The sequence below is a fragment of the Psychrobacter sp. DAB_AL62B genome, assembly GCF_028895345.1.
In the GTDB taxonomy this organism is placed as follows: domain Bacteria; phylum Pseudomonadota; class Gammaproteobacteria; order Pseudomonadales; family Moraxellaceae; genus Psychrobacter.
The window spans coordinates 43,862-57,955 of sequence record NZ_SAXC01000012.1; the positions used below are offsets into that span (position 1 = coordinate 43,862).

Sequence of the window (14,094 nt, forward strand, 5' to 3'; positions counted from 1 at the left end):
TAGAATAGCATGGCTGTATAAACTAAATGGTAAATATAGACTATTCTAGTGATATCGAATGAGGTAATCGACGTTGTCTTCTATAACATCATGAATTCTCAAAAGACTAAATGATCAAAGACTTTTAATTAGCCAATAAAAAAGCCCTGCATTGAGCAGAGCCTTTTGTTTTTACAATATTTTATTAATGAGCACTTTATTGATTTACATTTTGTTAATCATTCACGGGATTATCAGGTTGGTAGTTTGCATGTGATGGCTTTGCAAAAGCAAACTTGACCACCTGTAACGCCACACAAACCGCACCAACGATAAAGATGACGTCAGCAAAGGTACGAATCCAGCGTAGTGTTTGTAAGAAGTCCTGTTGTAAGAAGCCTTCACTACGAGCGTACCATAGGCCTTCAGTCATTGAAGCGTACGCTTGGTAAATACCAATGGGTAATAAACTGGTCACAAGCATCAATACCAAGCCTATATTTAGCGCCCAAAAGCCCGTTTTAATGAGGTTTTCATTGAAGATATAATCTGGACGAATATAACGCATGACCAGTAAGATAAAACCAATCGCTAAGAAGCCATACACGCCAAATAATGCAGCATGAGAGTGAGCTGCAGTCGTATTTAAACCTTGTAAATAGAACAATGACACCGGTGGGTTAATCATAAAGCCGAGCACACCTGCACCCAACATATTCCAGAATGCAACGGCAACGAAGCACATGATAGGCCATTTGAGTTTGTTCATCCATGGCGCTTGACGCTGTAGCGACCAATGCTCATAGCCTTCATAACCTAATACGACTAAGGGTACAACTTCTAGCGCGCTAAATGAGGCACCGATTGCCATCACTGGGGTGGTAGTACCAGAGTAATACAAATGATGGAAAGTACCGGGTACACCGCCGAGCATAAATAGTGCCGCAGAAGCAATGGCGGAACCAGTAGCAATCTTTTTATTTACCAAACCTAAGTTATAGAAAATGAAGGCAAGCGATACCGTAGCAAATACTTCAAAGAAGCCCTCTACCCATAAATGTACCACCCACCAGCGCCAGTATTCCATAATGGTTAAGTGCGTACGTTCGCCATAGAACAAGCCTGCACCGTAGAATAAACCCACGCAAACCACAGAAGCAAAGAATATCGCCAGTAAGTTCTTATCGCCTTCTTGTTTAAATGCCGGTAAACAACCACGGGTCATTAATACCAACCAGAATAAAATACCGACCCATTTTAGAATCTGCCAGAAGCGCCCAAGGTCAATAAATTCATAGCCTTGATGACCAAACCAGAAATTGTATTTTGCTGGCATGATACCGGCAATGGCAAAGTATTGGCTAACAAACGAACCAACGACCACGATAATGAGCGCAAACCACAGTATATCAACGCCCAGTTTTTGATATTTAGGATCTTTACCGCCATTGATAAATGGCGTCAAGAACAACCCTGCCGTTAAGAATGCGGTGGCTATCCAAAATAATGCGGCCTGAATATGCCAAGTACGTACGAGTGAATAAGGGAAGAAGTCAGCAACTGGAATACCATAAAACTCTTGGCCTTCGACGGTATAATGCGCGACAAAGCCACCAATAAATACTTGAAAGACGAACAATGCGACGACTAAAACCCCATATTTTGCTAACGCTTTTTGCGAAGGCGTTAACGCAATCCTAGTTAATGGATCAGTATCGGGTGTTACTTGCTTCACGTCTTCTTCTTTACGTAAGAAAGACCAACCCCAAATCAGAAAACCTACTCCAGCGATTAAAAATACCACACTAGCGATAGACCACATGATATTTTCTGATGTCGGAACGTTATCAATAAGTGGCTCATGTGGCCAGTTATTGGTATACGTGGCATCAGTGCCAGGACGGTTAGTAGAAGCCATCCAAGTCGTCCAAAAGAAAAAATTGGTGAGCTTTTGTCTGTCCTCAAGATTTGGCAAAGTGTTGTTCTTCATTGCAAAGTTTTCACGCGACTTTTGTAACGAAGGCTCATTACCATACAAACCTATATAGTACGGTGCAATCTCATTCATCGCGGCGATCCGAGTATCAGATAACACCACTTGGTCTTTATCATTGACAGCACTACCACGATATTCTTTCTTCAGCTGCGCATTTAGCACCGCTTTTTGATCGTCAGTAGCAGCAGCAAAATCATGCCCATAGAGCTCTTCTGCTCTGATATCTAACCATGCTACAAGCTCTCTGTGTAACCAGTCCGCTGTCCAGTCGGGGGCTTGATAAGCGCCATGACCCAGTACAGAACCAAGCTGCTGACCACCAGTACGCTGCCAAGCAGACTGCCCATCTAAGATATCTTCTTCTGTGATTAAAACTTTCCCATTAGTATCAATATACTGATCAGGTATGGGGGGTGCGGTACGATAGATTTCTACGCCGCCCCAGCCTAGAAAGGTAAAGGTAATGATGAGGACGGCAAGTAAGCCGAACCAATACTTCTTATACTCGCCCATATCTTGCTCCTATTGGCTAGATAGATTGAACCCCTTAAAGGTATATTTAAAATGAATGTTTGTAAATATAATCATGCTTCCAAAATTAACAATAATACTGCCCGTTGATATAAGTTTATTAATAACTGCCTAAAAGTTCTCTGCCGATTAGCATCAAGGTTGAGATTAGGGATTTGGCAGCTAAGTAGACTTTATCGGTTAATTGGTTAAATTCATTTGACGATAATTTACATATAGCATCAAATTGGAAACATAATAACATTCATTTAATATGAATGTTAATGATTATTTCTATTTATTATTATCATTACTATAAACTCCAGCGTTCACTATTAACAAAAAAGCCACCTATTTAGGTAGCTTTCTTGCCAATCAATACGTAAAAGTTAAAATTTGCTTTAAATATTGGTTATTAAATAATAAAGCCAGATTAGGATTCATCTGGCTTATCAAACAACTTTTCAATAGGTTTGGTATGTATCGTTGAGCTATTGAACATCGACTTGTTGCCTGTATCACCTTCTGTCCAAAAGTTGATATTGAATTGGGCATCATCACTTAACTCTACACGATGCCAATATTGAGGTGGGCTGACAGCAAATTGTCCGGCTTTGATGACAATGGTTTTTTCGGGTTCAGTGGCAGCTTCATCAGCAAACCCATAAAAGGTCACCGTGCCTTGCATGACACAGATTTGCCCGTATACACCCTCTGCCGTATTGTGATGGGTCAATAAGGCAGAGGGGACTTTACCCTTGGTAAAGAAATGGGTCGAACGTTTTATTTTCCAATGGCTTGGAACGACTGGGTTGGTGGTGGTGGCGTCACTCATGATAGCTCCTTGGTTTATTTAATTATATTAGGCTTGCTTATCCTAGGGTTATTTATCTTAGTACTTTTTATCTTTAGCTGTCTTAAAAAAAGGTCTTATAGATAAAGGAAAAACTGTTAATGATAATAATTATTGTTTATACAAAATAACATTTTTTGAAATGTTTTGCTACTCTCATGTGTTCGTGACTATGGATGAATAAGTAAAATGAATAGGTAAAAAGCTAAAACCACTCATTACTCCCTATTAAGTAGTAGGGAAAGGAGTACTTATACTGCTTTCGCTCAATAGTTATGTAGCCCCCTTATTGCTATCTTGTGCCCATTACCAGCATCAGAATTTATAATGGGGACATTATTATGCATGCAAAAGAGTTACTTGAGCTTGAACGCCGTGATATCAGAGCACTTCACTATACGTGGATTGCTTTTTTTCTGACCTTTTATGTCTGGTTCAATATGGCGCCGCTCGCCACGTCGATGCTACAGACTGAAAGCTATTTGACCCCTGATCATATTAAGTTATTCCTGATTGCCAACGTCGCTTTGACCATTCCTGGTCGCGTGATTGTTGGAATGGCGTTGGACCGTTTTGGTCCTCGGCGCGTTTTTTCCATACTTATGGTGGTGATGGCGATACCGACTTGGTTCTTCGCTTTTGGTGATTCTGCCATGCAGCTATTCGTCGCGCGGTTATTCATGTCTATCGTTGGCGCAGGTTTCGTCGTCGGTATTCATATGACAGCTTTATGGTTTAAGCCAAAAGACATTGGCTTTGCCGAAGGCTTCTATGCAGGTTGGGGTAACTTTGGTTCCGCTGCCGCAGCTATTACCATACCCACTGTAGCCTTACAGTTTTTTGGTGGTGACGATGGCTGGCGCTGGGCAATTGCGTTATCTGGCTTGCTATTAGCTGTATATGGCGTAGCTTATTGGTTTTTAATCACTGACGGACCAGAGGTTGGTACACATAAAAAAGCACGAAAATCAGGGGCTTTAGAAGTATCTACTTGGAAAGATTTGTGGTTATATTGCCTATTTATTATTCCATTATATGGCGTATTGGGATTGCTGGTTTATCGTACCCAAGCGATGAATTTTTTAAGTATGACAGGCGCTATCGTCTGCTACAGCGTGCTTGTATTGATGATTATTTATCAAATTTATAAAGCCATCAGTGTGAATTTACCTATAATCAAAGCCGGTATTCCAGAAGATGATAAATACCCCTTTAAATCGGTTGCTGCTTTGAATGTGAGCTACTTTGCTAACTTTGGCGCAGAGCTAGCGGTTGTCTCCATGCTACCGATGTTCTTTGCGGCAACTTGGAAATTGGATCCAACCGCAGCAGGTTTGATTGCGTCAACGTTTGCATTTGTGAATTTATGGGCGCGTCCACTTGGCGGCTATATCTCTGATAAAGTCGGTAATCGTCGTTTAGTGATGTTGGTTTATATGTTTGGTATCGCTATTGGCTTTGTGCTGATGGGCTTGCTCAATGCCGAATGGCCGCTGTTTATCGCCGTCGTATTTACAATTCTATGTTCGGTATTTGTGCAAGGTGCTGAAGGCGCAACCTTTGGTATTATCCCTTCCATTAAGCGTCGTCTGACTGGTCAGATATCAGGAATGACAGGCGCTTATGGTAACGTTGGGGCGGTATTCTACTTATTCATTTATACCTTTGTTGAGCCCAATCAATTCTTTTATATTATCGCTATCGGTGCGCTGATTGCGTGGATTGTGTGCTATTTCTGGCTAGCAGAGCCTGAAGATGCCTTTGGTGATGAGTATAAAATGTCATCGGTCGATCGGCAGATTGCAGCAGAAAGTCAAAGCTAAAATGCAGACCTTTTGTCTGTCTGTCTGTCTGTCTGTCTGTCTGTCTGTCTAAACATAAAAACCCACCTAGCGAAAGTTAGGTGGGTTTTTATGTTTAGACTATAAATACCTTTAGCTTAGTGACCATTATTTTAAGAGATCGCTATTTAGACAAATGGTTTACTGTCCAAACCGCTGCTTCGACACGCGTGCGTAGACCCGTTTTATTAAGAATATGCTTTACGTGTACTTTCACTGTCGATTCAGCAATATCTAAACTATTGGCAATCATCTTATTACTGAGCCCCTCAGCGATCATTTGAATCACTTGTAGCTCTCGGGTGGTCAGATTGCTGGCAATATCTTGAATACTTGGCGTGCGTAGCGTTTGTGCCAATATCGAAGCCAGATTTGGGCTGATGACCAGCTCGCCGCGTAGTATTTTTCTAATATCAATAATAATCAACTCAGGCTCCATATCCTTTAACAGATAACCATCGACGCCTAATTTTAAAGCTTCTTGTACGTCTTCACCACTATCAGAAACCGTGAACAAAACGGTCTTGGTACTGATATTTCTTGCTTTGATTTCTCTTAAGGTTTCAATACCAGTGAGTACCGGCATTTTATGGTCGAGTATCACCAAATCTACTTCATTATTTTCTAAAAACGCTAGCGCCTCTTGACCATTGCTGGCTTCACCAACGACTTTGACATCGTCCTCAAGACTTAATAACTCGAAGATGCCTCGACGTAGCATAGGATGGTCATCGACCAATAATAGCCTAGCTGGAGACGTACTGGTATAAACTTTGGTGCTCATAACATACTCGCAAATAAAAAATGGTACAAGAGTTTAATTACTCGAAAATGATACACTCAAAAATGATACATTCAAAAATAACCAGCTAATTGCTCAAAACTAGCATTTTTTTGATTACAAATAAGCGTCTTTATTGCTATCTTCATCAAAGAAGTTGGGTTCAAATCTCACAGTAATGATAGTGCCGCGTGGTTGGTTGTCAGTCACGATCAATTCGCCGCCGATATCATGGGCGCGCTCTTTCATAATCATCAAACCGTGATGCTGTGTCTGATCGACACTGCCTAGCATTGACATCCCAACCCCATCATCAATAATATTCATCACGATATGTTTATCACCATCCTCATAGCCCAGCTGAATCTCTACGTTTTGTGCTTGGGCGTGGCGGCTAATATTTGACAACGCTTCTCTGGCAATTTGAATCAAATCTATCTGTTCGGTGGCACTTAAATTAAGCGTCATAATACGATTGTGGACTGTCACATTAAAACTGCCTTTTAGGGCAAATTCACTGGCAGCTTCGTGCAATGCTTCATCAAAATTGTCGTTATCAATCGTTAGGCGAAACGTCACCAATAAATCTCTTAACTGCTGATAAGCCGAACCTAGCCCCACTTTTATCTGTTCGATATTTTGATAGATGGGCGCTTCAACTGGCTCGCTGGCAGCATTTTTAAGATGCCTTTCTAAGACGCTAACTTGGATTTTCAAATAGGACAACGACTGCGCTAAAGAGTCATGCAACTCTCTGGCAATGGTCGATCGCTCTTCAAATAAAATAAGCTGATGTTCTTGCTGTCTTTGTTTGCGCAGCGATAACGCTGCACTGATTAAGTTGCTCAACGCAACGATTAACTCGTCATTTTGGGCATCCAACTCAACACTCGAAAATGGGAAAATACTGCCTGTTGCTGTCATCTGAATACGCTGTGAGGCCGTTATCTCGCTACTGTCATCATCCGAGATAAAAGAACGATTCATCACTAGCATAGACTTTGGTCTAACGCGTAACTCACCAAACTCTTCTTGTTGATGGCTGATAGGATAAGACTTAGTGAACTCACCATTTTTGGTCACGCAGTTATCGCAATTAAGCTTTTTGCACAGCTCTTTCATTCTTTCGCCATGTAGAACGATGGCGTTTTTATTGGTTATATATTTATTCTGTATACATAAAGTGAATTCTAAATGCGGCAAAGTCTTACTGAAATCAGCAACCAACTTATCGAGACGATATAAGCTGACTTGGTTGGTGGTGATCGATTTGGAAAAGTCATAAAACAGCGACAGGACGTGATTGGCTTTTGTCAGATGCTGGGTTTTTATCTGCACCTCACTCTCAAGCGAGCGCTGATAGGTCTCAATCGTACTTGCCATGTCATTAAAAGAATTGCCAAGCACCTCAAACTCTCTATAACCCGTTATAGACACTCTGGTATTAGTCTTGCCTCTTTTAAATTGGTTATTGGCTTTGATGAGTTGCTTGATAGGCGTTAGTACTGCTTGATGCAGTCGGCGCATGCCAATCAGCATAATAATGATGGTTAATATCAGTGATAATATTTGTAAGTTTTGCTGCCATGTCTGACGCTGCTCGTTTCTGTACTGCAACTCGCTAACCAAGCGATTAACATCGTCAATATACTTGACTGAAACGCGATAAAACGCCTGCTTATCTTGCCCTAATAACGCAGGCTTTAAAGCCTGAAACCACTGGGATTTTATCTGATTGAGTTGATTGGTAATGGGCGTACTTCTGTTAGCACTCGTCAACTGGTACGTCTGTAATTCTTCCAGCCGACTTTCCATATCTTCAATAAGAATTTCGACCTTTTCAGAGGTGTCTTTATTAGAAAAATCTAATTTACCCTGTTTTTCAACTTGCTTGTCATGAGTAAGATTAAGGCTGTCTTGCCGAATGTTTAAACTTGAACTAAAAGGATTGTCATCAGAAAAATCCGTCGCGAGCTGAAAACTTATACGATAAGCTGCCATACGTATCGAGCCTGCCGTATTAATAGCCTCAGCATCTGACTTCGCTACCCAAGCAAGCGCACCACTTCCTATCGCTGACATGAAGCATAGGATAGCGACGATAAGGACGGCGCCCCAAGCATGAAGTGATAAAGAGTGTCTTCGCAAGCTATTCATCATTTGTGGCTTTTACCTGTTATTAAACCATCTCAACTACAAATTAAAGCGTACCAACAAGCAAAAATTATTCGCTCAAATCTTATTTTAGACGCTAAATTTTTGCCTGCCTCCTACCCCTTTTAGCCATCAGTATACCACTATGTATGAATACTAATAACCGTCATATCACAGTACCGTAAGTCATCATTTGCAACAAATATAGCAAATGCCTGTGAATAAATCCGTTAGCGCTATGCCGTCATTGCTCAAGTTTACTGACTGATTATTGGCAATCTAAACGATAGTCTATGGCGATTTCAATAGCGACTTAACGTGATAAAAACACCCATTATAACTAAGCATAGACGATATTAAGTGAGGAATCGTATGGGCAGTCATTACAACTTCAAAGGTGGTAAGCTCATTACTGACTGGCGTCCTGAAGTAGAAGAATTTTGGGAAGGCGGCGGCAAAAAAGTCGCTCGTCGAAATTTATGGATATCCATTCCATCATTGCTATTAGCGTTTGCGGTATGGATGGTATGGAGCGCGGTCATCGTGCGCTTACCAGAAATTGGTTTTGATTTTGATGCAGGACAGTTATTTTGGCTCGCCGCGCTACCCGGTCTATCTGGTGCGACGCTGCGGATTTTTTATTCTTTTATGGTGCCTATTTTCGGTGGACGACGTTGGACAGCGATATCGACAGCCTCTTTATTAATTCCAGCACTGTGGATGGGCTTTGCCGTTCAAAATCCTGATACGCCATTTATGATATTTGCCATTATTGCGCTACTTTGCGGCTTCGGTGGTGGTAACTTTGCGTCATCCATGTCTAACATCTCTTTTTTCTATCCAAAAGCTGAGCAAGGCACTGCGCTTGGGCTAAACGCGGGTCTTGGTAATCTTGGCGTCTCTGTTATGCAGTTTGTCGTACCGATGATTATACTGGTTGCCGCATTTGGTAGCTTGGGCGGCGATCCACAAGTTTCTGCAAGCGGCAAATTGTTTTATCTGCAAAACGCTGGTTTTATTTGGGTGCCCTTTATCCTGCTATTTTCAGCATTAGCTTGGTTTGGTATGAATGATATTGCCACCGCAAAAGCTTCTTTTAAAGACCAATCGATCATCTTTAAACGTAAACACAACTGGATCATGTGTATTCTTTATATGGCAACCTTTGGCTCATTCATTGGCTTTTCAGCAGCGTTCCCGATGTTGATTAAAAACTCATTCCCAGCCATTGATGCACTCAAATTTGCTTTCTTAGGTCCTCTAGTCGGCGCATTATTTCGCCCATTAGGTGGCTGGATATCTGATAAAACCAGTGGCGCAAAAGTGACATTTTGGAACTATGTGGTCATGGTTTTGGCAGTGTTGGCGGTGATGTACTTCTTACCTAGTGAAACCAATGAGGGCAGTTTCGTCGGCTACTTTATCTCCTTCATGGTGTTATTTATTACGACAGGTATCGGTAATGGCTCTACCTTTACGATGATTCCTGTGATTTTCAGAACGTTTCATGATCGCCGTGAACCTGAAAAAGCGGGTACAGAAGAGTTATTCATCGAGATACGTAAAGAGTCAGCGGCCGTGGTTGGTTTCACCTCAGCAATAGCCGCCTATGGCGCTTTCTTTATCCCTAAAATGTTTGGTTCTGGACTGGGTGTTGATGGTACTTTTATTGCCTTAATCATTTTTTATATTCTCTGTATTATATTAACTTGGTGGTATTACAGCCGTTCTAACGCTGAAATCCCTTGTTAAAACTATTTTCTTAAAAGCTGTCTTTTAAAAATGGTCTTTTAAACCGCAACTTTTTAAGCTAAAAGACCCCTCTTAATTGTGCTACTTACCCATGTAAGTAGCACTTTTTTTGTCTAAATTTTGCCAACTACTTTTTAGGATTTTGATGAGTGCCGTTGGTTTTTTATTAAAAAACTTTAATAATCTTCTTAATGTTTTTCTTAATAATGTTTTTAATACTGCTTTAAATGACCGTCTTAACCGTTTTTTGATGAGATTTTATTTTTTACAGCTACTACTAAGGTGGTAGTGCTCTGCTCATGTTAGCTAATAGTAAGACTGTGATGGCTTACTTAAAATGACACCATCGAAAAATATTTACAGCGTGGGCAGCGATTATTTGTACTGCGCCATTCAGCTTTAGATACACCATAGGCAATAATACAGAGGATAGCGAAATGAGCCATTTACTCGACCAATTCCGTTTTTTTAAACGTAAAAAGGGCGAATTCTCCGATGGGCATGGCGAGACGCGCGATGAGTCTCGTGATTGGGAAAACGTGTATCGTAGCCGTTGGCAGTATGACAAAGTGGTGCGTTCAACGCATGGTGTCAACTGTACCGGTTCTTGTTCGTGGAAAATCTACGTAAAAAACGGCTTAGTCACGTGGGAAACTCAGCAAACCGACTATCCAGAAACCCGTCCAGACCTACCAAACCACGAACCGCGTGGCTGTCCTCGTGGCGCAAGCTACAGCTGGTATATGTATTCTGCCAACCGTGTGAAATATCCTAAAGTTCGTAAGCCGCTCCTCAAATTATGGCGCGAAGCCAAAGCTCAATATCCTGATCCAGTCGACGCTTGGGGCAGTATCGTACAAGACCCTATCAAAGCGGAGCAATATAAATCCAAGCGCGGCTTAGGTGGCTTTATCCGCTCAACGTGGGCTGAGGTCAACGAAATTATTGCCGCTAGTAACGTCTATACTGCCAAAACCTTTGGTCCTGACCGTATCATCGGCTTCTCTCCGATTCCTGCGATGTCGATGGTCAGTTACGCCGCCGGTAGTCGTTATTTATCGTTGATTGGCGGCGTCTGTTTATCGTTTTACGACTGGTATTGTGATTTACCACCAGCGTCACCAATGGTTTGGGGCGAGCAGACTGACGTGCCAGAATCAGCTGATTGGTACAACTCTGACTATATTATCGCTTGGGGCTCAAACGTCCCACAAACCCGTACACCCGATGCGCATTTCTTTACTGAAGTTCGTTATAAAGGCACCAAAACGGTCTCAATCACCCCTGACTATGCGGAAGTCTCTAAATTAACGGACTTATGGCTAAACCCTAAACAAGGGACCGATGCCGCCGTTGCGCAAGCATTCTGTCATGTCATTATCAAAGAGTTTTATCTCAAGCAGCCAAGTGATTATTTCCTAGGCTATGCCAAGCGCTATACCGACTTACCCGTCCTAGTCATGCTAGAAGGTGAAGAAGGCGCACGCCATGCTGGTCGCTATCTACGCGCTTCTGACTTAATTGATAACTTAGGGCAAGAAAACAACCCAGAATGGAAAACCATTGGACTGAACAGTGATGGTGAACTGGTTTCTCCACTCGGTTCTATCGGCTATCGTTGGGGTGAAAAAGGTAAGTGGAATCTTGAGCAGAAAAATGGTACCACAGGCGCAGATATTGATCTAACACTGACGTTAAAAGACAGCAATGAAACCTGCCTAGTAGGCTTTGATTACTTTGGTCATGTTGAACACCCACATTTTGCGTCAGTACCAGGCGAAGCCATACAACAAAAAACCGTTCCTTGTAAAACAATCACCCTTGCCGATGGTACAACCGCTATCGTTGCCACTGTATTTGATTTAACGGTTGCCAACCTTGGTGTAGATAATGGTGTTGGTGGCGAGCATGTTACTGATGACTATGACGATGCGACTGTACCAGGAACTCCTGCTTGGCAAGAAGTTATCACTGGTTTGAGCCGTGAGCGTGTCATTCAAGTTGCCCGTGAGTTCGCAGAAAACGCGCATAAGACACATGGTAAATCGATGATTATCATCGGCGCTGGTATGAATCACTGGTATCACCTCGATATGAATTATCGCGGCGTTATCAATATGCTCATGCTTTGTGGCTGTATCGGTAAATCGGGTGGCGGCTGGGCGCATTATGTTGGTCAAGAAAAACTGCGTCCACAAACAGGCTGGTTACCTCTTGCCTTTGCGCTCGACTGGATGCGTCCACCACGCCAAATGGCTGGTACCAGCTTTTTCTATGCGCACAGCTCACAGTGGCGTCATGAAACTATTTCTGCCCATGAAATACTCTCGCCACTTGTCGATAAGAAATTTTTCCCAGAACACATGCTGGACTACAACATTCAAGCAGAGCGCGCAGGCTGGCTTCCTTCTGCCCCGCAATTTAACTGCAACCCACTGACTATCGCCGCTAAAGCCAAAGCAAGTGGTAAAGACGTGGAAGAGTATGTCGTCGACTCTCTTGAAGATAGCAGCCTACGCTTTGCTTGTGAATCACCAGACAACCCAGACAACTTCCCGCGCAACATGTTTATCTGGCGCTCAAACCTTTTGGGCTCATCGGGTAAAGGTCATGAGTATATGCTCAAGTACTTCTTGGGTACCAAAAATGGCTTGCTCAATGAAGAAAATGCCGCAGGTCACCTGCAACCAAAAGAAGTCGATTGGGTAGAAAAAGGCCCTACGGGTAAATTAGATTTGGTTGTCACGTTAGACTTCCGTATGTCATCGACCTGCATGTATTCAGATATCGTCCTACCAACGGCGACATGGTATGAAAAAGATGACATGAATACCTCAGATATGCATCCTTTTATTCATCCTTTAACCGCCGCAACCGACCCTGCTTGGGAATCTAAAACGGATTGGGAAATTTATAAAGGCATTGCCAAGACCTTCTCTGAAGTGTCAAAAGGACATTTGGGCGTTGAAACTGATGTCGTGACCTTACCAATGCAACATGATAGCCCGGGCGAATTGGCGCAGCCATTCGGTGGTACTGACTGGAAAACAGCAGGCGAAAAACCAGTACCCGGCAAAAACTGCCCTATGATTATGGTGGTTGAGCGTGATTATCCAAATACTTACAAGAAATTTACTTCTATGGGTCCTGCCTTAGAAAAACTAGGCAACGGCTCAAAAGGCTTAAATTGGGATATGAAAACCGAAGTCAAACAGCTCGGTGATTTAAATCATAGAGTTACTGAGCCTGGTATCTCTGAAGGTCGACCAAGCCTTGACACTGCGGTTAATGCGTCTGAGATGATTTTGATGCTGGCTCCTGAAACCAATGGTCATGTCGCCGTAAAAGGTTGGGAAGCATTGTCTGAGTTTACCGGACGCGAGCATGCCCATCTTGCCAAATCTAGCGAACATGAAAAAATTCGTTTTAAAGATATCGTCGCACAACCCCGTAAAATCATCTCAAGCCCAACGTGGTCAGGTATTGAGTCAGATGAAGTGAGTTATAACGCCGGTTATACCAACGTCCATGAGCTGATTCCTTGGCGTACCCTGACTGGTCGTCAACAGTTCTATCAAGATCATCCTTGGATGCAAGCGTTTGGCGAGCAAATGCAGCAGTATCGTCCACCTATCGATACCAAAACCACGGCGATGGTAAAAGATGCCAAACCAAATGGTAATAAAGAGATTGTACTGAACTTTTTAACACCGCACCAAAAATGGGGCATCCATAGTACGTACTCTGAAAACTTATTGATGCTGACCCTAAGCCGCGGTGGACCTTGTGTTTGGATGTCAGAAGTTGATGCCGCCAAAGCAGGTATCGTCGATAACGACTGGATTGAGCTGTTTAATGCGAACGGCGCGCTTACCGCTCGTGCCATTGTCAGCCAACGGGTCAAAGAAGGCATGACCATGATGTATCACGCTCAAGAAAAACTGGTCAATATTCCAGGTTCTGAGCAGACCGGTACGCGTGGCGGTATTCATAACTCAATGACCCGTACTATCTTGAAACCGACGCATATGATTGGTAGTTATGCCCAGCAATCTTATGGCTTTAACTACTATGGCACCGTGGGTTGTAACCGTGATGAGTTTGTTGTGATTCGTAAGATGTCAAAAATCGATTGGCTAGAAGATAAGCCAGATAACGAATTACCTCGTCCATTACCAACCACCATCGAGGATTAAAGCGTTTTCTTCTGCTGAAAATAGGTCGTTTT

Annotated in this window: 7 protein-coding genes; 3 read left to right on the plus strand and 4 right to left on the minus strand. The window is 42.6% G+C overall.

What is annotated here, in order from left to right:
* Window positions 1-214: 214 nt before the first annotated feature.
* Together EPB74_RS12270 and EPB74_RS12275 are read right to left on the minus strand one after the other, a co-directional pair.
* The gene (locus tag EPB74_RS12270; protein ID WP_274904427.1) at window positions 215-2,488 is read right to left on the minus strand and encodes a nitric-oxide reductase large subunit; all 2,274 of its coding nucleotides are present in this window, start codon (window positions 2,486-2,488) and stop codon (window positions 215-217) included.
* A 430-nt stretch (window positions 2,489-2,918) separates the two neighbouring features.
* Window positions 2,919-3,320: a DUF1971 domain-containing protein gene (locus EPB74_RS12275; protein WP_079691223.1), complete on the minus strand. Its 402-nt coding sequence runs from the start codon at window positions 3,318-3,320 to the stop codon at window positions 2,919-2,921.
* 359 nt (window positions 3,321-3,679) lie between these two features.
* Here EPB74_RS12275 and EPB74_RS12280 point away from each other — a divergent pair, with 359 nt between their 5' ends.
* Complete coding sequence (locus EPB74_RS12280; protein ID WP_274904428.1) at window positions 3,680-5,161, plus strand: MFS transporter; 1,482 nt, start codon at window positions 3,680-3,682, stop codon at window positions 5,159-5,161.
* A gap of 142 nt (window positions 5,162-5,303) precedes the next feature.
* Here the strand turns inward: EPB74_RS12280 and narL are convergent, their stop codons facing one another.
* Both narL and EPB74_RS12290 read right to left on the minus strand, forming a co-directional pair.
* Window positions 5,304-5,963 carry a two-component system response regulator NarL gene (gene narL / locus EPB74_RS12285; protein ID WP_079691221.1) on the minus strand — a complete coding sequence of 220 codons (660 nt, stop codon included), beginning with the start codon at window positions 5,961-5,963 and terminating at the stop codon, window positions 5,304-5,306.
* 114 nt (window positions 5,964-6,077) lie between these two features.
* Window positions 6,078-8,117 (minus strand): histidine kinase, encoded by a 2,040-nt coding sequence (locus tag EPB74_RS12290; RefSeq protein WP_274904429.1) that lies wholly within the window; start codon window positions 8,115-8,117, stop codon window positions 6,078-6,080.
* A 369-nt stretch (window positions 8,118-8,486) separates the two neighbouring features.
* Between EPB74_RS12290 and EPB74_RS12295 the strand changes: the two genes are divergently transcribed.
* On the plus strand, window positions 8,487-9,866 hold the full coding sequence (locus EPB74_RS12295) for a NarK family nitrate/nitrite MFS transporter (RefSeq protein ID WP_089556000.1): 1,380 nt from the start codon (window positions 8,487-8,489) through the stop codon (window positions 9,864-9,866).
* Window positions 9,867-10,303: 437 nt separating this feature from the next.
* Window positions 10,304-14,062: a nitrate reductase subunit alpha gene (locus tag EPB74_RS12300; protein ID WP_274904430.1), complete on the plus strand. Its 3,759-nt coding sequence runs from the start codon at window positions 10,304-10,306 to the stop codon at window positions 14,060-14,062.
* Window positions 14,063-14,094 lie beyond the last annotated feature (32 nt).